At 58.1% G+C, this 20,817-nt stretch carries 16 protein-coding genes; 2 read left to right on the forward strand and 14 right to left on the reverse strand.

Features of this window, described 5'->3' with window-relative positions:
• Positions 1 to 73 precede the first annotated feature (73 nt).
• From cobB to G5367_RS01185, 12 genes are all read right to left on the reverse strand, one after another.
• The gene (cobB, locus tag G5367_RS01130) at positions 74 to 847 is read right to left on the reverse strand and encodes a Sir2 family NAD+-dependent deacetylase (RefSeq protein WP_005351956.1); all 774 of its coding nucleotides are present in this window, start codon (positions 845 to 847) and stop codon (positions 74 to 76) included.
• A 60-nt stretch (positions 848 to 907) separates the two neighbouring features.
• Positions 908 to 1,549 carry a GNAT family N-acetyltransferase gene (locus G5367_RS01135; protein ID WP_421243591.1) on the reverse strand — a complete coding sequence of 214 codons (642 nt, stop codon included), beginning with the start codon at positions 1,547 to 1,549 and terminating at the stop codon, positions 908 to 910.
• Positions 1,550 to 1,552: 3 nt separating this feature from the next.
• Positions 1,553 to 2,797 (reverse strand): response regulator, encoded by a 1,245-nt coding sequence (locus G5367_RS01140; protein WP_421243592.1) that lies wholly within the window; start codon positions 2,795 to 2,797, stop codon positions 1,553 to 1,555.
• A complete protein-coding gene (locus tag G5367_RS01145; protein ID WP_421293787.1) occupies positions 2,784 to 6,773 on the reverse strand; it encodes a response regulator in 3,990 nt (1,329 codons plus the stop codon). The genes G5367_RS01140 and G5367_RS01145 overlap by 14 nt, the downstream gene beginning before the upstream one ends.
• 15 nt (positions 6,774 to 6,788) lie before the next feature.
• On the reverse strand, positions 6,789 to 7,085 hold the full coding sequence (gene ihfA, locus G5367_RS01150) for an integration host factor subunit alpha (protein ID WP_005300715.1): 297 nt from the start codon (positions 7,083 to 7,085) through the stop codon (positions 6,789 to 6,791).
• A 3-nt stretch (positions 7,086 to 7,088) separates the two neighbouring features.
• The gene (pheT, locus tag G5367_RS01155; RefSeq protein ID WP_421243594.1) at positions 7,089 to 9,476 is read right to left on the reverse strand and encodes a phenylalanine--tRNA ligase subunit beta; all 2,388 of its coding nucleotides are present in this window, start codon (positions 9,474 to 9,476) and stop codon (positions 7,089 to 7,091) included.
• Positions 9,477 to 9,488: 12 nt separating this feature from the next.
• Positions 9,489 to 10,472 carry a phenylalanine--tRNA ligase subunit alpha gene (gene pheS, locus G5367_RS01160; RefSeq protein WP_139459358.1) on the reverse strand — a complete coding sequence of 328 codons (984 nt, stop codon included), beginning with the start codon at positions 10,470 to 10,472 and terminating at the stop codon, positions 9,489 to 9,491.
• Between the two features lie 365 nt (positions 10,473 to 10,837).
• The gene (rplT, locus tag G5367_RS01165; protein WP_005300683.1) at positions 10,838 to 11,194 is read right to left on the reverse strand and encodes a 50S ribosomal protein L20; all 357 of its coding nucleotides are present in this window, start codon (positions 11,192 to 11,194) and stop codon (positions 10,838 to 10,840) included.
• A 15-nt stretch (positions 11,195 to 11,209) separates the two neighbouring features.
• Positions 11,210 to 11,407 carry a 50S ribosomal protein L35 gene (rpmI, locus tag G5367_RS01170; RefSeq protein ID WP_005300673.1) on the reverse strand — a complete coding sequence of 66 codons (198 nt, stop codon included), beginning with the start codon at positions 11,405 to 11,407 and terminating at the stop codon, positions 11,210 to 11,212.
• Positions 11,408 to 11,493: 86 nt separating this feature from the next.
• Positions 11,494 to 12,024, reverse strand: a complete 531-nt coding sequence (infC, locus tag G5367_RS01175) for a translation initiation factor IF-3 (protein WP_196783562.1) — start codon at positions 12,022 to 12,024, stop codon at positions 11,494 to 11,496.
• Positions 12,025 to 12,045: 21 nt separating this feature from the next.
• Positions 12,046 to 13,974, reverse strand: coding sequence for a threonine--tRNA ligase (gene thrS / locus G5367_RS01180; protein WP_005336690.1), 1,929 nt, complete (start codon positions 13,972 to 13,974; stop codon positions 12,046 to 12,048).
• Positions 13,975 to 14,207: 233 nt separating this feature from the next.
• The gene (locus G5367_RS01185; RefSeq protein ID WP_421243595.1) at positions 14,208 to 14,795 is read right to left on the reverse strand and encodes a tetratricopeptide repeat protein; all 588 of its coding nucleotides are present in this window, start codon (positions 14,793 to 14,795) and stop codon (positions 14,208 to 14,210) included.
• Positions 14,796 to 14,968: 173 nt separating this feature from the next.
• Here G5367_RS01185 and G5367_RS01190 point away from each other — a divergent pair, with 173 nt between their 5' ends.
• Entirely contained in the window at positions 14,969 to 16,024 is a 1,056-nt protein-coding gene (locus G5367_RS01190; protein WP_421243596.1) for a PA0069 family radical SAM protein, read from the forward strand.
• Between the two features lie 33 nt (positions 16,025 to 16,057).
• Here the strand turns inward: G5367_RS01190 and G5367_RS01195 are convergent, their stop codons facing one another.
• The gene (locus tag G5367_RS01195) at positions 16,058 to 16,213 is read right to left on the reverse strand and encodes a hypothetical protein (protein WP_185227164.1); all 156 of its coding nucleotides are present in this window, start codon (positions 16,211 to 16,213) and stop codon (positions 16,058 to 16,060) included.
• A 297-nt stretch (positions 16,214 to 16,510) separates the two neighbouring features.
• Here G5367_RS01195 and G5367_RS01200 point away from each other — a divergent pair, with 297 nt between their 5' ends.
• A complete protein-coding gene (locus G5367_RS01200; protein WP_421243597.1) occupies positions 16,511 to 17,908 on the forward strand; it encodes an alpha-amylase family protein in 1,398 nt (465 codons plus the stop codon).
• A gap of 110 nt (positions 17,909 to 18,018) precedes the next feature.
• Here G5367_RS01200 and gyrA read toward each other — a convergent pair whose 3' ends face one another.
• Positions 18,019 to 20,766 (reverse strand): DNA topoisomerase (ATP-hydrolyzing) subunit A, encoded by a 2,748-nt coding sequence (gyrA, locus tag G5367_RS01205; protein WP_216978758.1) that lies wholly within the window; start codon positions 20,764 to 20,766, stop codon positions 18,019 to 18,021.
• Positions 20,767 to 20,817 lie beyond the last annotated feature (51 nt).

A 20,817-nucleotide genomic window follows, 5' to 3' on the forward strand; every position in this document is an offset into this window, starting at 1 on the left:
CGTCCCATTTTTTAAATGGTTGCCAGTGTGGCGATTTCACCGAACCATTGCAACTGTCCCGTCGCACAGTAGCTCAGGGACCGCGCATCTCCATCCAGTTGTGCCCCTCGACTTGCCTCGGTTGATGAATGCCGCACGCCTCCAGCAACTCATCGACATAGGCGGGCACCAGCAGGGAGGCTGGGCCATAGCGTTTTTCGTCAAACTGGCTACCCACCTCGCTCGGCTCGAGATTGAGCTCGATGGTGTGCGCCCCGTTCAATCCCGCTTCGTGCACGAAACCGGCGGCCGGATAGACGGCGCCCGAGGTGCCGATGGAGATGAAGAGATCGCACTGGGCCAGCGCACTATAGATGCGATCCAGCCCGAGCGGCATTTCGCCAAACCAGACCACATGGGGGCGCATCGGCTGGGGGAACTGGCAGCAGGAGCAGAGCTCGTCCTGATGGAGATCGCCGCGCCACTCGATCACCTGACCGGACTCGGGGCAGCGGGCCTTGAGCAGCTCGCCGTGCATATGGATAAGGTTCTTGCTGCCAGCGCTCTCGTGCAGATTGTCGATGTTCTGGGTGACCAAGGTGACCGTGCCGGGCAGCAGTCGCTCGAGGCGGGCCAGCGCATAGTGGGCCGGATTAGGATGGACCTGGGGCTGTTGCAGCTGTTTGCGGCGGGAGTTGTAAAAGCGCAGCACCAGTTCGGGATCCCGGGCATACCCCTCGGGGGTCGCCACATCCTCGACCTTGTGCTCTTCCCACAAACCATCGCAGGCACGAAAAGTCTTGATGCCGGATTCGGCAGAGATCCCCGCGCCGGTCAGGATCACGATATGTTTATATGACTGCGCCATAAGCTGCTCCGTCTATCCCCGCACAATAAATGTGACCTTAGCACAGGGAAAAAAGTGTCACTATTCGCCCTTGGTCTTAAGCGGCGCCGCTGGCGGTGCGGGTAACCAGGCATCCAGTACCGACAGATCCAGCCTGACAAAGACCATCTCCCGCCCGGTCACCAGGGTCAGCGGCAAGCCAAGGCGCTTGAGCAGGGTCAGCATGGGCCGGTTCTGGGCCAACACTTCCGCCGTCCACTCCCGGATCCCGTCCGCCCTGGCCAGCAGTGCCAGCGCCAGCAGAATGCGCCGCCCCGCCCCCTTGTGCTGGAAGTGATCCGCCACGATGCAGGAGAACTCCGCCCGATCGGGATGAAGGCGGCGGCGGATTGATTGCGCCTGAGCCAGCGGCTCACCAGCCAGATCGGTCAGCAACAGCGAAATCTGTTGTTCAGGATGGTAATTGAGAAATTGGGCTACCTGTTCCGGTGGCGGTGTCCGTTTCGGACGCATAAAGCGCAGATAGATGCTCTCTTCACTCAATGCATCGTAAGCGGCCAGCATGCGGGCAGGCGCCACCCCATGCAGCTCGCGCAGCAAGCACGGCACCTCGGAGACCTGCATCGCCAGTGGCAGCTCGGCCCGGGAAACCGGATGGGGCCAGCCCTCCAGCCCTTTGCCAAGGCGCTCCCGGTGCATGGGCCAGCAGAGGTAGCGCGGCATGGCTTACCAGCGCCCCGTCATACCGCGCTCTCGCCACACCTCGACGTCGAGCAGGTTGTAAGGATCATCCAGATAGACGGCGATCCCCAGCTCCCGAACCCGGGCCATAAAGCGTCCCAGCAGGGAGTCACCAGTCAAGGACTCCATCTCCGGCAAGATCCCCTGCCCCAGCAGCAAGGCTTGCAGCGGCAAACGCTCCAGCAGATCGAATGGCAGATGCTGGCTGTTATCGAGCAGCAGCGCCAGCTTGCTCCCCGCCAGACTGGCTTGCAGCACCAGCGCGAAGCGATCTGCATTGCCGAGCAGGTGGTCACGACGGTGGATCAGCAGGGTCAGTTCGGCTGGGGTACGCGACTGCTCCGTCAGCCAATCCTTGAGCGCCTCCCAGCGGCTGGGTAAACCCGTTACCGCCAGCCAGACCGGATGAGGGGTCGCGGGACTGGAGAGCAGCCCAAGCTGACCCTGCACTTCCCCTTGCCACCGGCGGATGGAGCGGCGCTGGCCGCTCAAGCGCTGCTGACGCAGCGGGCCAAGATAGAGTCGGCGTAGCAATCTGAGTAGTTCGTCGCCATCAAGAGGCTTGGCAAGTGCCGCCAATATATTGAAACCGGCATCGTGGAGCAGACGGCGGGCACCGTCGATCAGTGTCTGCTCATGGGCGGAGAGCAGCACAATGGGCAGTCCAGCATCTTGCAACTGAGGCTGGCTCATCAGCAGACTGATGGCATCTTGCTCCACCAGACTGAGATCACACACCAGCAGGCTGATGTCACCCGCTGCCAACGCAGCAAGACAGGTCGATTCATCTTGCACCCACTGGCAGGATAGCCCCAACGCGGCGATGGCTTGTTGCAACTGCATGCCCTGAAACGGGTGGTCTTCAAGCAGCAGCACCTTGTTAGCGGCCAGCCAGTTGCACCATTTACGGTAACTGGCGGCAAGCCCCCCCAGCCAATCCTCGCCAATAGCGTAAATTCCCTCATGCTGCTGCAACTGGGGGAAGTAGTCCGCCTGCTGATGAGCGGCGGGGTCGTAAAGTGCGATGGCGCCGGCCGCAAACAGCCCTTCCCACTGCCAGCAGGCATCCGGTCGGGTACGGTGCAGCGTGACATAGGAGGGCAATGTCATGGTGCTGGCCAACTCATGGGCGGTACTGTCGAGGGCATAGAGTACAATGGGGCAAAATCCTGCCGCCTCATGCTCTTCCGAATCGAGCAACGCCAGTAATTCTTCATCAGTGATGATCATCTTGAGCCCTCTTTGAAAACTGCTGGCTGAACTCATCCAGTGCCCGGTTCAATCTGGCTTGCAGCATCGGATGGGGCGCCTGTTGCCACTCTTCAATGACCGCCACCAACGCAGTCGCCCCTACCATTCTGGCGGCCCCCTTCAACTTGTGTAAAGCAGCATTCACGCCAACTTCATCTTCTTCTGTGCTGCAGCGCTCAAGTTCGGCCAAATCATCACGGGTAGCCTTCAGATAAAGGGCGGCCAGTTCATCGGTCAGCAGCGAGGCAACCGGTGTCGGGGCAACAACATTGCTCCCCTCTTTGGCAATATGGCGCAACAAGGTCGCCAGCTCCTTGAGGGCGACCGGCTTGTCCAGATGGCCATCGCAACCGCAGGATTGCAGCTCCCTTGCCGCCTGATCACTGAGATCTGCGGTGATCACATAGACCGGCAGACGGGCCCAACGGGCGGATTGGCGCAATTGCCTGCACAGCTCGGCCCCGTTCATCACCGGCATCTGCAGATCGGTCAGCACAAAATCCACCTCTTGCTGCGCCAGCATCTCCAGCGCCAGCTGCCCGTTGGCGGCAGTGATAACGCTGGCACCAAGTTGCCCCAGTTGCAGGCTGATCAGCTCGCGATTGACATCGTGATCTTCAACCAGCAGTACCCGCATGCCAAGCCCTGGCTGGGTGCCGGCGACCGGTTGATCCGGGGTCAAGCGTGGTTGCAGCAGGGTGATGATGGTCCCTGGCACCCAGGACTCCCCTTGCCAGGCCCAATAGTAGAGCCCCTTCTCGTCCACCTCCGCTTGCAGCGTATCAACGGCGTTGCTGACGGTGGCGATCCCCAATCGACTGAGCCAGGGCGAGAGAGCTTGCGCCTCATCGTGGGGTAAAGAGAGTGCCAGCTGCCGCACATTGGGCTGCCAGTCCGGCTCCTGCTGCACCCGCTTCAGGGGCAACTCGCAATAGAAGCGGCTACCACCACCGGCACGCCCCTCGACATCGATAAGCCCCCCCATCTGATCGACCAGCTGCTTGCAGATCGCCAGACCAAGACCGGTGCCCGGCGCCCGCAGCTGCCCTTCAACGGCAAACTGCTCGAACGGCATAAAGAGCGTGGTACGCATCTTGGCGGTGATCCCCGGTCCCTGATCATCCACACCGAAGCGCAAGGTCGATGCGACCACCTCGGCCCACAGCACCACTTCCCCACGCAGGCTGAACTTGATGGCATTGGAGAGCAGGTTGTGGAGCACTTGCCGTACCCGGTGAGGGTCGAGGGTCTGCAGGGCTGGCAGAGCTGGATCCAACTTAAGGCGCAGTTGCAATCCCTTGGCCCGCGCCTTGGTCCAGTGCACTGCCGCCACGTGCTCACACAGCTCGGCAAAATCGGTGGGCTGGGGCGAGAGGGAGAGTTTGCTGTTTTCGTTGCGGCTAAAGTCGAGCACATCGTTGAGCAGGCCGAGCAGCTCATCCCCCGCCTGACGCACCCGCGCCAGCGCCGAATCCTGCTCTCTGGACAAAGGGGTGCTGGCCAGCCACTCCAGCAAGCCGAGCATGGCGTTCATCGGCGTGCGGATCTCGTGGCTGATGGCGGCCAGAAAGCGCCCCTTGGCCAGAACTGCCTGTTGCGCCTGCTCATGGGAGTGCTGCAGTGCTTGATCCTGCTCGACCCGGGCAGTGGCATCCTGCATCACCGCATAAATTCGCCAACCCTGCGGTTGACTGCGGCCACGACCATAGAGCTGCAACCAGCGCACACCCTTGGTCGGATGGTGATAGCGCATGGTGAATGCGAAGGGTTTGCCAGCCTGCAACATGGCGAACATCTCACGGCTTACCCGACGGCGATCCTCGCGCTCCAGCATAGTGAGCACCCGTTTGGGCTCACGTCGGATCTGCTGGCTCGCCAGCCCCAGCAGCTCGTAACAGCCCCGGCTGATAAACTCGATACCCCCTACCCGTCCCCGCTCGAACATAAACTGCAGCACCACGCCGGGGACGGTATTGGTCAGGGCGCGCAGGCGGCGCTCTGCCTGACGCAGAAAACGGGCCTGCTCACGCAGCACACTGATATCCGACAGGGCGATAAGATCGGTGGCGGGTGCTTGCTTGTCCAGCCGCAGCGGATGCTGGGCATAGGCGAAGACCTGATCCCCCAGCACCAACTCCCCTTCACTCTTCTGAGGTTGCACCGGCGGCAGCATCAACTGCTGCGAATAGCGCAGGGCCAGACGTCGCCCCTGTTTATTGGATTTGATCACCTTGCCCTGGCTGTTGCGCAGATAGACGGGCACCGGCAACGCCTGAAACATGGTCTCCCGCAGCTCGCTCTCGATGGCCAGCGCCTTCTCGGCGGCGTGACGCTGGGCCACTTCCCGTGCCAGTTGCTGGCGGGAACGCCAGATCCCGCCGATGACGATACCGCTGATCAGCAGTGCCATGGCAATGGAGCCAAACCAGGCGGCGTAGCTCACGCCAGGCTGCTGCACGACGAGCAAGCGGCGCCAGCGCTGGTTAAGTTCGTCGATCTGGGTGCTGGTCAGGGCCATCAGATTGCGATCCATCACCCCGGCCAGTTCGGTCTGACTCTTGTTGATGGCAAAGCCAAGGCTGAAGCGATCTTCCAGCTCCTCAATATCGAGCCCTTCCAGCAAGTTGGTACGCTGGGGATATTGCAGCTGATATAGCTCGCTCAGCATGGCGTCAGCCTTGCCCTGTTTAATCGCGGCAAGCCCCTGCTCGATGCCGTCTGTGCGAACCCACTCCTGATCACCGAGCAGGGCGAGCAAGGAGGGATCGTAGAGGGATTCCGGCACCAGAATACGCTGCCGCTTGAGTTGGGTGATGCGATCGGCAGCCAGCTTGCGCTTGCTGATCAAGGCAAACCGGTTGGTGGAGATCGTCCGACTGAAAATGAACTGATCCGTCAATGTCGGGGATTCCGGTAAGCCGGCCATCATATCCGCCTCACCACGGCGCAGCTTTTCTACGGCCTCCGCCTTGCTAGCGGCAGGCACCAGCTTGTATTTCAGGCCGGTCTCCTGGGTGACCCAGCGCAGCACATCCGCGCTCCACCCCTTCGCCTCCCCCAGATCATTGACGCCGCTATAGGGCATCAACTCGGGATTGACCACCAGGCGAATGGTACGCCCGCGGCCGGATAACCAGGCCTGCTCGGTATCGCTGAAGTGGGGTTGGTTGACATATAGCGACCCCTGATCGAGATAGCGGGCCAGATCGGTATAGATAGTACCGGCGGGCATATGACGGATCAGGGTGTCCACCAGATTGGCCAACTCCGGCTGATCACGCATCATCAGGCGATAGCTGATGATCCGATCCTCACCAAACAGGCGGCGCAGGCGCAAACCATCGGCAGGAAACTCGCGCATCAGATAGCGCAGTTGCAGATAGTCCCCCAGATAGGCATCACCCTTGCCGCTCTGCAGCGCGTCGTAGACCTTCTCTCCGCTTTTTAGGGAAATAATGCGCGCCTGGGGATAGAGCTCGTGCAGCAGGCGGGCTGAGTCTGCCACCGAGTAGACCAGAAAGCGGGCCTGTTTGAGATTTTCACCCTTGTAGAGGATGGCGGCATCGGTCTCCATCATCGGACGACTTAACCGCATGCCCTCCACGGCCTTCTTGCGGGTTCCGACATAGGGAATGATGTCACAGTCACCCTCTGCGAGCCCGTGGCGCAATGTCTGCCAATCGGGCAACTCTTTGAGCACGAGGGGAACCGGGAATAGCTCCTGCAACCGGGCGAGACGATCCTTGAGCAGTCCCCCCTCGGCCATCAGGTATGGTGGAGGAAGCGTCGCAGGATAGCAGAGCGAAAGCTGACTCAGTGAATTTACATAAGCCTGGGTCGCCGGCGCCAACGGCAGCACTGTGGTCTGCAAAGGCTTGGCGTGCAATGGCAGTGCCAGTACGGCACCCAGAAGAAAAACGGGGAATTTGGTCATCTGAAAACAAAAGCCAGGCATCAGCCTGGCTTTTTATCACTCGTTGGGTTCAACATTTTCTACCCTGGCCTTGAGCTTCTGGCCAGGCCGGAAGGTCACCACGCGGCGGGCGCTGATAGGAATATCCTCGCCCGTCTTGGGGTTGCGTCCGGGACGCTGATTCTTCTCACGAAGGTCAAAGTTACCGAAGCCTGAAATCTTGACTTGTTCACCACGCTCAAGCGCCTGTCGGATTTCCTCAAAGAAGGCTTCCACCATATCTTTGGCTTCACGCTTGCTCATCCCGAGCTGGGTGAACAGGTGCTCTGCAATGTCGGCTTTGGTAAGCGCCATAGATCAATCCCTCAAGGATGCATTCAACTCTTCACCAAGGGCCCGCACGACATTGTCTACGGTCTCGGCAATCTCTTTCTCCTCCAGGGTGCGCTGGGTGTCTTGCAATATAAGACTGATGGCCAGGCTCTTCTTGTCCTCTGCCATACCAGCACCCTGGTATACGTCAAACAAGTTTATTCCAACTACCTGATTTCCGCCAACTTTTTTAATTACCGCAAGCACATCACCTGCCAGAACCTGACGATCGACCACCACGGCAATGTCGCGACGGTTCGCCGGGAACTTGGAAACTTCGGCAGCCACAGGCACCTTGGCCGGGGTCAGCTTGTCCAGCTCCAGCTCAAACATCACCGCGCGGCTCTTGAGGCCCAGCTTCTTCTCGAGGCTCGGGTGGATCACGCCGATGTGGCCGATGATCTCGCCATTGCGCAGGATGGCTGCGCTCTGGCCCGGGTGCAGGGCGCTGTGCTCGGTGCGCTCGAAGGTAAAGGTGGCCCCTTCGGCGGTCAAGTCCAGCACCGCTTCCAGATCCCCTTTCAAATCAAAGAAATCGGCTGCGCGAGTTTTGATATCCCAGTGCTCGTCGCTCTGGTTGCCAGTGATGATACCGGCCAGCATCGGCTCCTGACGGATGCCGTTCTCGGCGCTTTCATCCTTGATGAAGCGCAGACCCTGCTCGAACAGACGCACGCGCGGCTGCTGACGGTTCTGGTTGTAAACGACGGCCTGCACCAGACCCGGGAACAGAGAGACGCGCATGGCGGACATCTCGACCGAGATCGGGTTCGGCAGTACGATGGCATCGCTCTGCGGGAACAGGGTTTGCTGGGTCTTGGGATCGACGAAGCTGTAGGTGATCGCTTCCTGGAAACCGCGGTCAACCAGCAGATCGCGTACGCGCTTCAGGGTCACCTGCCCTTCTGCCTGCTCCACCATCGCCAGAGAGGCGGTGGGTTTCAGGTTCGGGATATTGTTGTAGCCGTAGATGCGGGCCACTTCCTCGATGAGATCTTCCTCGATGGCGATATCGAAACGCCAGGAGGGTGCCAGAGCCGTCCAACCGTCAGCATCCACAGTGACTTGCATGCCGAGGCGGGTCAGGATCTCGACCACCTGAGCATCCGCCACGCTGATACCGATCACCTTGTCGAGCTTGGCGCGACGCAGCTTGATGGGGGCAGCTTTCGGCAGATGGGCATCGGATTTGACCTCGATGACCGGACCCGCTTCACCGCCGCAGATGTCCAACAGCAGACGGGTGGCTCTGTCCATCACCTTGGCTTGCAGCTCGGGATCAACACCGCGCTCGAAGCGATGGGAAGAGTCGGTGTGCAGACCGTAAGCACGGGCACGACCTGTGATGGAGAGCGGCGCGAAGAAGGCGCACTCCAGCAAGATGTCGGTAGTGGTCTCGGATACACCGGTGCGGTTGCCGCCGAAAATACCGGCCATGCAGGCAGGACCTTTGGCATCGGCAATCACCAAGGTGGTCTCTTTGAGCTTCACTTCGTTACCGTCGAGCAGGGTCATCGGCTCGTCAGCGTGGGCGCGACGTACCACCAGTTCCCCTTCCAGGGTAGCCAGATCGAAGGCGTGCATCGGCTGACCGTATTCCAGCAGCAGATAGTTGGTGATGTCGACGATGGCGTCGATGGAGCGAATGCCGCCACGGCGCAGCTTCTCTTGCATCCAGAGCGGGCTCTGGGCCTGCAAGTTCAGCCCCTTGATGACGCGGCCCAGATAACGGGGGCAATCAGCTGGTGCTTCAACCCGGATCGGGAAAGTTGCATCAATGGTGGCAACAGCTGGTGCCCAGGTCGGCTCGACCACGTCCACGCTGTTAAGCACGCCAATTTCACGGGCCAGACCGGCGATACCGAGGCAATCGGCACGGTTCGGAGTCAGATCCACATCGATGGAGACGTCGTTCAGATTGAGGTAGTCGCGAATATCGGTACCGATGGGGGCATCGGCCGGCAGCTCAATGATGCCATCGGCTTCAACGTCGATACCCAGCTCGCCGAAGGAACAGAGCATGCCGTGGGACGGCTGGCCGCGCAGCTTGGCTTTCTTGATGGTGAAATCACCCGGCAGGGTCGCCCCTACTTTGGCCACACACACTTTCAAGCCCTGACGGCAGTTCGGTGCACCGCAGACAATGTCCAGCAGCTCGGCCTCGCCCACGTTGACCTTGGTCACCCGCAGCTTGTCGGCGTCCGGATGCTGGGCGCACTCGACCACTTCACCCACCACCACATTGTTGAACTGGCCGGCAACCGCTTCCACGGCGTCCACTTCCAGACCGGCCATGGTGATCTGCTCGGCCAGTGCGTTGTCACTCAACTCGGTGCGGACCCACTCCATCACCCAGGATTTACTGAATTTCATGTTCTCTCGCCCTTACTTGAACTGCTTGAGGAAGCGCAGGTCGTTTTCGAAGAAGGCACGCAGGTCGTTGACCCCGTAACGCAGCATGGTCAGGCGCTCAACGCCCATGCCGAAGGCAAAGCCGGAGTATTTTTCCGGATCGATGCCAACCGAACGCAGTACATTCGGGTGCACCATGCCGCAGCCCAGCACTTCCAGCCACTTGCCGTTCTTGCCCATCACGTCGACTTCGGCGCTAGGCTCGGTGAACGGGAAGTAGGAAGGACGAAAGCGAATGGTCAGATCTTCCTCGAAGTAGTTGCGCAGGAAGTCGTGCAGAATGCCCTTCAGTTCGGTAAAGCTGGCATGTTCGTCGACCAGCAGGCCTTCGACTTGGTGGAACATCGGGGTATGGGTCATGTCGTAGTCGTTACGATAGACGCGGCCCGGCGCGATGATGCGGATCGGCGGCTGCTGATGCTCCATGGTGCGGATCTGCACACCGGAGGTGTGGGTACGCAACATCAGATCAGGATTGAAGTAGAAGGTATCGTGATCGGTACGCGCCGGGTGATGAGCCGGAATGTTCAGCGCATCGAAGTTGTGGAAGCCATCTTCAATCTCGGGACCACGGGCAACCTTGAAGCCCATCTCGCCAAACAGGCGCTCGATGCGCTCGATGGTGCGGGTTACAGGATGAAGACCGCCATTCTCGATGCGGCGACCCGGCAGGCTGACGTCGATGGTCTCGGCGGCCAGCTTCTGATTCAGCACGGCGATTTCGAGCGCTTCACGACGCTCGTTCAGCGCATCCTGAACCTGCTGTTTGGCCTGGTTGATCACGGCGCCCGCGGCGGGACGCTCTTCGGCAGACAAGGCACCCAGGCCCTTCATCTGCTCGGTAAAAAAGCCCTTTTTACCCAGATATTTGACCCGGATCTCGTCGAGGGTAGCGATATCGCTCACGCCCTCAATTTCGGCTCTGGCTTGGCCGACTACTTCTTCAAGCTGTTGCATGTCTTCCTCGTCACCACTCCCGGTACAGGAGCCTTTAGGCTAAATAAGGTCAAGAGGGGAATAATACAAAAAAAGCCCCTTCGCTGACCATAGTTAAGGTGGGCTTTTCTCCCTACAAATCATTTTGTTATATCAAGTGAGTCTCACCAGCTCACCTACGCTTTCAAATAATGGAATAAAAAATTAGTTTGTTGGCATATCTGATGTTTGTAGAACTAGACATCTCTCACATATCACCTTCTGTGGAGAATGTGTTAACCGGCTGACAGATGTAGCAAGAGAAAGGACTATGTGATGTAGCGCTGCGGATTACAGATACAAAAAAGGAGGCCTGAGCCTCCTTTATTTTTTATAACAGAGCTGGATTAGACCAGAGCTGCTTTAGCTTTTTCAACCAGGGCGGTGAAAGCCAGCTTGTCGTGAACGGCGATATCGGACAGGATCTTGCGATCGATCTCGATAGAAGCCTTCTTCAGACCGTTGATCAGACGGCTGTAGGACAGACCGTTCTGACGGGCTGCAGCGTTGATACGTGCAATCCACAGCTGACGGAACTGACGCTTTTTCTGGCGACGGTCACGGTAGGCGTACTGACCAGCTTTGGTTACCGCTTGTACCGCTACGCGGTAGACACGGGAACGGGCGCCGTAGTAACCCTTGGCGGCTTTCATTACTTTCTTGTGACGAGCACGAGCAGTCACACCACGTTTAACTCTTGGCATTTTTCACATCCCCCCTTATGCGTACGGCAGACAAGCGACAACACGTTTGTGGTCGGCAGCGGAAACAAAGAACTTCGGTCCCAGCTGACGCTTACGCTTACTGCTCTTCTTGGTCAGGATGTGACGCAGGTGGTTGTGCTTGCACTTGAAGCGACCTGAGCCAGTCTTCTTGAAGCGCTTTGCGGCGCCCCGGTTGGTTTTCATCTTCGGCATTTCATACTCCGCATTGTGAGTGACAACAAAATCGCAAGGCGAACCGACTCATGGGGATAGCCCCATGAGTCAATTTCTTGTGGGCCTTAAGATTTCTTCTTAGGTGCGAGGACCATCACAGCTTGACGGCCTTCGACTTTCGGGAACGACTCGACTACGGCCAACTCTTCCAGATCGTTCTTGACACGCTCCAAAACCTTGATACCAAGATCCTGGTGGGCCATTTCACGACCACGGAAGCGCAGAGTGACCTTAGCCTTGTCCCCGTCTTCCAGAAAGCGAACCAGGTTGCGTAGTTTTACCTGATAGTCGCCTTCGTCAGTGCCAGGACGGAATTTGATTTCCTTGACCTGGACGACTTTCTGCTTTTTCTTCTGTTCTTTGGTTGTTTTGCTCTTTTCGTAGAGGAATTTGCCGTAATCCATGATCCGGCAAACGGGCGGCTCAGCATTTGGACTGATCTCGACCAGATCAACTCCGGCCTCTGCGGCCAAGTTCAGAGCATCCTGAATGGAGGTGATGCCAATGGCTTCACCATCCAGACCAGTCAGACGAACTTCTTTCAGACGGATCTCTTCATTGATCCGGTGAGCGCGGGCTTGCGGTTGCTTACCCAGTTTTTTTCCGCCTTTTATAGCTTATTCCTCCACTTTCTTTTGTCCGCGGGTCTGAACTTCCTGGGTCAACAGAGCGATGAACTCTTCAACAGGATAAGTGCCCAGGTCAGCCCCTTTACGAGTACGTACTGCAATCTTACCGGCTTCAACTTCTTTATCGCCGCAGACCAGCATGAAAGGTACTCGCTTCAAAGTATGCTCGCGGATTTTAAAGCCAATCTTCTCATTTCTCAAGTCCGCTTTTGCGCGAAGACCCGCATCATTCAATGCTTTGGCTACTTTCACAGCATAATCGGCCTGATTATCCGTGATATTCATGACCACAGCCTGAGTCGGTGCCAACCAGGTCGGGAACAGACCGGCGTACTCTTCAGTCAGAATACCGATGAAACGCTCGATAGAACCCAGGATGGCCCGGTGGATCATCACAGGTACGTGGCGATCGTTGTTTTCGCCCACATAAGTGGCACCCAGACGACCAGGCAGGGCAAAGTCGAGCTGCACGGTACCACATTGCCACGCACGATCAAGGCAATCGTGCAGAGTAAATTCAATTTTGGGACCGTAGAACGCCCCTTCACCCGGCTGCAAATCGTACTTCAGACCGTTGAGCTCCAGCGCTTCGGCCAGGGCTTTCTCGGCGCGATCCCACATCTCGTCGGAGCCGATACGCTGCTCGGGACGAGTGGAGAGCTTGACCACGATGTTCTCGAAGCCAAAGGTGCCGTAGACGTCGTAGACCATACGAATACAGCCGGAGACCTCTTCCATGATCTGCTCTTCGGTACAGAAAATGTGAGCGTCATCCTGAGTAAAGCCGCGCACCCGCATCAGACCGTGCAGGGAACCGGACGGTTCGTTGCGGTGGCAGGAACCAAACTCGGCCATACGCAGCGGCAAATCACGGTAGGACTTCAGCCCCTGGTTGAAGATCTGGACGTGACCCGGGCAGTTCATCGGCTTGATGGCGTACTCGCGGTTTTCGGACTGGGTGGTGAACATGGCCTGGGCATACTTCTCCCAGTGACCTGAACGCTCCCACAGAACGCGGTCCATCATGAACGGACCTTTCACTTCCTGATAGTCGTACTCTTTGAGCTTGCCGCGGATAAAGGTTTCCAGCTCGCGGAAGATGGTCCAGCCATCGTTGTGCCAGAACACCATACCAGGTGCTTCTTCCTGCATGTGATACAGGTCGAGCTGCTTGCCGATCTTGCGGTGGTCGCGCTTGGCGGCCTCTTCCAGGCGCTGCAGATAGGCCTTGAGCTGCTTCTTGTCAGCCCAGGCAGTACCGTAAATACGCTGCAGCATCTTGTTGTTGGAGTCACCGCGCCAGTAGGCGCCGGACATCTTCAGCAACTTGAAGTGGTGGCAGTGGCGCATGTTGGGCACGTGCGGGCCGCGACACATGTCGATGTACTCTTCGTGATGATAGAGACCTGGCTGATCATCACGGGCAATGTTCTGATCCAGGATTTCGACTTTGTAAGACTCGCCGCGCGCTTCGAATACATCACGCGCTTCTTGCCAGGAGACTTTCTTCTTGATGACGTCGTAATCCTTGGCTACCAGCGCCAGCATGCGCTCTTCCAGGGCAGCCAGATCTTCATCAGTCAGGGTACGGTCAAGATCAACGTCATAGTAGAAGCCGTTGTCGATGACAGGACCGATGGCCATCTTGGTCTGGGGCCAGAGTTGCTTGATAGCATGACCCAGCAAGTGAGCGCAGGAGTGGCGCAGGATGTCCAGACCTTCTTCGTCTTTGGCGGTGATGATGGCCAGCGCAGCATCGGCTTCGATCAGCTCGCATGCATCCACCAGTTCACCGTTTACCCGACCGGCAATGCACGCCTTGGCGAGACCGGGACCGATGTCCGCAGCCACATCCATGACGGAAACAGAGTGGGCAAATTGACGTTGGCTGCCGTCAGGCAGAGTAATGATTGGCATTATGTGTTTCCTTATACAGTGGTGACCCCTACCAAAGGTCACATGCGGGATGGAAAAGAGATTCAAAAAGGTGATGTTCTGGTTCTCCACAGCACTTTGCGAAGACGGCCTGACACGCAAACAGCATGTCTAACATGACAAACCAAGCCAAAACGGCCCCCATGCTACCAGAAGTCGGGCGTGCTGTATCGGATTTGCAGATATTTTCTACAGCCAAATGAGTCGCCTGCCGACTATTCACCAAGCAGGGATTGCCAGTTGAAGTCAAAGTCACTGCTCCCCTCCTCTGCCAGCGCCAACTCTTGCAGCACCTGAAGCGCCAGCTTGTTGCCCTTTTGTGCCGCCTGATAGAGCCACTGTTTCGCCTGAGGCAGATCGACCCTGCCGCTGACCCCCATCAGATGAAGCACACCGACTTTCAGCATGGCCGGGACATCACCATTGCGGGCAGCCTGCTCCATCCAGTGAAAGGCTTGGCGCAGATCTCGCTTGACCCCGACACCGCGCAGATAGAGCTCTGCCAGCCGATATTGGCCGAAGGGATCTCCTGCCTGCGCCGACTGGCGATAGAGGCTGATGGCCTGATGGATATCCTGCTCGCTCCCCTGCCCCACCTCATGACTCCAGCCCATCAGGGCTTGCGCCCGAGGTTGGCCTTGATCGGCCAGTGGCGACCAGATCCGGGTCGCCTCATCAAAGTGACCGGTACGCCAGGCACGGTTGGCGGCAGCCATCTCCTGCTCGGTGGAGAGCGGAAGCAGACGCCAGATAACCAGCGCAAACAGACCGATAAACAGCCAACGGGAAGTGGTGGGGCTCATGATGATTTCCGTGATCCAGTTCTCATTTCGTCTATGTAAACGAAATGTAGCGTTGCGATCAAGCAAGAGATCCCTACGACAACCCTTTTTGCACCCGGTCGATCAGCAGTTGTTGTCATTTATCCGGGGTACCTGCAAAATAACTGTATGTATAAACAGTGTCGGTGCACACCATGGCAGGACGAGGCAGCCCCAACAATATCGATCACCGTTTTAGCGGCCCCCTTGTCGAAGCGGTCGATGACGGCTGGCAATCGTCCGATTGGGATGCCGCCTTCACTTCTTCTGTGCCTGGCACCGAGGTGCGGGAGATCGATGCACGCAGTATCATCAGCTACAACAGCTCGCCGGATGTCCCCTTTGGTCGCTCCATCAACCCCTATCAGGGGTGCGAACACGGCTGCATCTACTGCTATGCCAGACCCAGTCACGCCTATCTGGAACTCTCCCCTGGTCTTGATTTCGAGAGCAAGCTGTTTGCTAAACGCAATGCAGCCGATCTGCTGCGTCGGGAGTTTGCCAAACCGGCCTATCAGCCACAGACCATCTTCATTGGCGCCAATACCGACCCCTACCAGCCTGTTGAGCAGCGCTATCGTCTCACCCGTCAACTGCTGGAAGTGATGCTGGCCCATCGCCATCCGGTGGGGCTTATCACCAAAAGCGCCATGATATTGCGAGATCTCGACTTGCTGAGCGAACTCGCCAGCGAAGGGCTCTGTCAGGTGATGGTGTCGGTGACAACCTTGAATGAAACCCTGCGGCGACAGCTGGAGCCCCGAGCAAGCACGGGCGCCGGTCGCTTGAAAGTGGTCGAGAAGCTGGCCAGCGCCGGGGTACGGGTTGGCGTGCTGGCAGCCCCGATGATCCCGCGGCTCAATGAGCCGGAGCTTGAGCAGATCATCAAATCGGCTGCCAATGCTGGCGCCTGTTGCGCCGACTATATCCTGCTGCGCTTGCCTCACGAGCTGGCGCCGCTGTTCAGTGACTGGTTGGATGAGCACTATCCCGGCCAGAAGGAGGCAATTCTGAACCAGCTGCGGGCCAGCCGCGGTGGCGGGCTCAACAGTGCAGCCTTTGGCACGCGGATGCGTGGTGAGGGACACTTTGCCGACCTGTTGTCCCAGCGCTTTTGCCTGATCAGCAAGCGGCTGGGTCTTGGCAAGCGCCATGTTCAATTAAGGGAGGATCTCTTTATCCGCCCGGGCGAACAGCTGACACTCTTCTAAAAAGCCAAAGGCTGCGATGTAACATGCAAGCCTTCAGGGTGCGCGCTCATCCCTGCCCTGCTCCAACAGTTCTGCCGGGAGTCGTGACGGCTCATGGGCCACTTCCAGCGACTCTTCACCACGGGTTGGCAACTCTGCTTCACCCCATACCCGACTCCACCAGATCTCCCAGGTTATCCAACTGGTCATATGCAGCTCCTGTGCGGTCAATGTGAACCACGCTGAGTGTGATGTCAGGATGCATCACTCGCCGGACAAGATAACGCGCTGTGATGACAAGCCAGTGACAAACAAATTACTAAAAAACGTCACCTCGGCAGCATAGCAACCAGAACCATTGAAATCTGAAACTGCTCACAACTTCAGCGAACTCACCTTGAAATCCATCACAAATCCACCGGAATACGATTGCGATTGACCCTGGTTGTGCCAAAGCTGTTCTACCCATTTCAGGCATAGTCACAACAACAAGAAAGGGAAATAACAATGAAACACACAGCGGGAATGCTGGCGATCGCAGGTATGCTGATCGCCCCCTTGGCGCACGCCGATGTCATACTGCACGCCTTCAACTGGAAGTACAGTGAAGTGACCGCCAAAGCTGATCTCATCAAGAGTGCCGGCTATAAACAGGTGCTCATCTCACCGCCACTGAAGTCCTCGGGCAACGAGTGGTGGGCCCGTTACCAACCCCAGGATCTGCGCCTTGTCGACTCCCCCCTTGGCAACAAGCAGGATCTCGAGCAGCTGATCACCGCCATGAAGGCGCGAGGTATCGCCGTCTACGCCGATGTAGTGCTCAATCACATGGCCAACGAAAGCTGGAAGCGCAGTGATCTCAACTATCCCGGCAACGAGCTGCTGCAGAGCTACGCCAGCAACCCCAGCTACTTCGAGCGCCAGAAACTGTTTGGCGATCTTGTGCAAAACTTCCTCTCCGGTCAGGATTTTCATCCGGAAGGGTGCATCACCGACTGGAACAATCCGGGCCATGTCCAGTACTGGCGGCTGTGCGGCGGACCAGGTGACAAGGGCTTGCCGGATCTGGATCCCAACAACTGGGTGGTGAGCCAGCAGCAGGCCTACCTGCAGGCGCTCAAGGGGATGGGAATAAAGGGCTTTCGGGTCGATGCGGTCAAGCACATGAGTGATTACCAGATCAACGCCATCTTCACTCCCGAAATCAAACAGGGGATGCACGTCTTTGGCGAGGTGATCACCACGGGGGGCGCCGGCAACAGCGACTATGAAAACTTCCTCAAGCCCTACCTCGACAGCAGTGGTCAGGGCGCCTACGACTTCCCGCTCTTTGCCTCTCTGCGCGGCGCCTTCAGTTACGGTGGCAGCATGAACCTGCTGGCCGATCCGGGTGCTTATGGTCAGGCACTGCCTGGCAACCGTGCGGTCACCTTCGCTGTCACCCACGACATCCCCACCAATGACGGCTTCCGCTACCAGATCCTGAACCAGACAGACGAGTCGCTGGCCTATGCCTACCTGCTCGGCCGCGATGGAGGCTCGCCACTGGTCTACTCCGATCATGGCGAAACCCGAGACAAGGATGGCTTGCGCTGGCAGGACTACTACCTGCGCGCCGATCTCAAGGGGATGATCCGCTTCCACAATGCGGTTCAGGGCCAACCGATGCAGCTGATCGGCAGCGACAACTGCTTCGTACTGTTCAAACGAGGCACACAGGGGCTGGTTGGTATCAACAAATGCGGGCAGGAGCAGGAGTACTGGCTCGATACCACCAAATACGAGATGAACTGGTATCGCAACTACCGGGATGTGCTCGATCAGAATGCGGTAGTCAATGTGCAGAGTCAGTGGGTACGGCTGGCGATCCCTGCTCGCAGCGCCAGAATGTGGCTGCAGGAGTAATGATGATGCCACGGCAGCTCGGGCCAAAGTGAAGAAAACATCCAAACGAAGAAAATAAAAGAGCGACCGCAAGGTCGCTCTTTTTATCTGCTGCAGCAAGGGGGGAACGATTACTCGTCGCCCGGCTCGCCATCAACGGAACCGGCGGCGTCTGCTGCGGTATCAGTGCCTTCGGACACCTCACCCTCAGCAACCACTGCATCGTTCTCGTCTTCATCGCTTTCGGCGATGCGCTGCAAACCGACGACGGTTTCGTCTTCGCCGGTACGGATCAGACGCACACCACCGGTGTTGCGACCGATAATGCTCACCTCGGCCACACGGGTACGCACCAGAGTGCCGCCGTTGGTGATCAGCATGATCTGATCGGTCTCTTCAACCTGGATGGCATCGATGACCTTGCCGTTGCGATCGTCCACCTTGATTGAGATAACGCCCTGGGTACCACGGCTCTTGGTCGGGTACTCGTCGAGTGCGGTACGCTTGCCGTAACCGTTCTCGGTAGCGGTGAGGATGGCACCTTCGCCGCGCGGAACGATAAGGGAAACCACCTTGTCGCCAGCAGCCAGCTTGATACCACGGACACCGGCGGCGGTACGGCCCATCGGACGCACGCCCTTGAAGGTACCCTTGCTTTCAGTGCCTTCGCCGTTGTCGCTGCCATCATCATCGTTGCCGGCATCGTCGTCGGTTTCGACCTCATCATTGGCATCCGCATCGGCGCGACCACTGCCTTCAGCGAAGCGAACAACCTTGCCCGCATCGGAGAAGAGCATGATCTCGTTACTGCCATCGGTGATATCCACCCCGATCAGCTCATCGCCCTCTTTGAGGTTGATGGCACGGATACCGGAGGAGAGCGGACGGCTGAAGTCGGAGAGACTGGTCTTCTTCACGGTACCGTTGGCGGTCGCGAAGAATACATACTTCTCGGCATCATATTCCTTGACCGGCAGAATGGCGGTGATGCGCTCACCCTCTTCCAGCGGCAGCAAGTTGATGATGGGACGACCACGGGCGCCACGGGACGCTTCCGGCAGCTGATAAACCTTGAGCCAGTAGACCTTGCCGCGGGTAGAGAAGCACAGAATGGTGTCGTGGGTGTTGGCCACCAGCAGACGCTCGACGAAGTCCTCTTCCTTGATCCGGGTGGCCGACTTGCCACGACCGCCGCGGCGCTGGGCCTCGTAGTCGGAGAGCGGCTGATACTTCACATAGCCCTGGTGAGACAGGGTAACCACCACGTCTTCCGGGGTGATCAGATCTTCGATGTTGATCTCGGCACTAGACATGCTGATCTCGGTGCGACGCTCGTCGCCATACTGCTCACGCACGGACAGCAGTTCATCGCGGATCACTTCCATCAGACGAGCCGGACTCGCCAGGATGTGCAGCAACTCGGCAATCAGATCCAGCAGAGACTGGTACTCTTCCAGGATCTTCTCGTGCTCGAGGCCAGTCAGCTTGTGCAGACGCAGGTCAAGGATGGCCTGGGCTTGCTGTTCGGTCAGGAAGTATTGACCTTCACGGATACCGAACTCCGGCTCCAGCCACTCTGGCCGTGCCGCGTCGTCGCCCGCTTTTTCCAGCATGGCGGCCACGTTGCCGAGTTCCCAGCCCTTGGCAACCAGGCCCGCTTTCGCGTCGGCCGGGGTCGCGCTGTGGCGGATCAGCTCGATGATGGGATCAATGTTGGCCAGCGCAACCGCCAGACCTTCCAAAATGTGCGCCCGATCCCGCGCCTTGCGCAGTTCAAACACGGTCCGGCGAGTTACCACTTCACGGCGGTGTAGCAGGAACGCATCCAGGATCTCTTTAAGGTTCATCACCTTGGGCTGGTTGTTATCGAGCGCCACCATGTTGATGCCGAACGTGGTCTGCATCTGGGTGTGCTTGTAGAGATTGTTCAACACAATCTCGCCGGACTCGCCGCGCTTGATCTCGATAACGATGCGCATGCCGTCTTTGTCAGACTCATCGCGCAGGGCACTGATGCCCTCGATCTTCTTCTCTTTGACCAGCTCGGCGATCTTCTCGATCAGTCGAGCCTTGTTCACCTGATAGGGGATCTCGTGAACGATGATGGTCTCGCGACTGGTCTTCTCGTCCACTTCCACTTCAGCTTTGGCCCGCACATAGATGGAGCCACGACCGGTACGGTACGCCTGCACGATGCCGGAACGACCGTTGATAATGCCGCCGGTGGGGAAATCCGGGCCGGTGATGTAGGTCATCAGCTCGTCAATGGTGAGGTCGCCGTTTTCGATCAGCGCCAGGCAGCCGTTGACAATCTCGGTGAGGTTGTGAGGCGGAATGTTGGTCGCCATACCCACCGCGATACCGGAGGAGCCGTTGACCAGCAGGTTGGGAACCTTGGTAGGCATGACCGCCGGGATCATCTCGGTGCCGTCATAGTTCGGCACCCAGTCCACGGTCTCTTTGTCCAGATCAGCCAGCAGCTCGTGGGAGATGCGGGCCATCCGCACTTCGGTATAACGCATCGCCGCGGCGCTGTCGCCGTCGACTGAACCGAAGTTGCCCTGACCATCGACCAGCATGTAACGCATGGAGAAATCCTGCGCCATCCGGACAATGGTGTCATACACAGCGCTATCGCCGTGCGGGTGATATTTACCGATTACGTCACCGACCACACGGGCCGATTTTTTATAGGGCTTGTTCCAGTCGTTCCCCAACTCGTTCATAGCAAACAGAACGCGGCGGTGAACCGGTTTCAAGCCATCACGCACATCCGGCAGAGCTCGTCCTACGATCACGCTCATGGCGTAATCAAGATAGGAACTCTTGAGCTCTTCTTCGATGTTGACCGGCGTGATCTCTCTGGCCAGATCGCTCATAGAAAGCCTTATCCCTAATTAGTTGTTCTTTGGCTTAAACAGCGCGACATG

This window comes from Aeromonas sp. 604282 (assembly GCF_049170575.1).
Taxonomy (GTDB): domain Bacteria; phylum Pseudomonadota; class Gammaproteobacteria; order Enterobacterales; family Aeromonadaceae; genus Aeromonas; species Aeromonas veronii_A.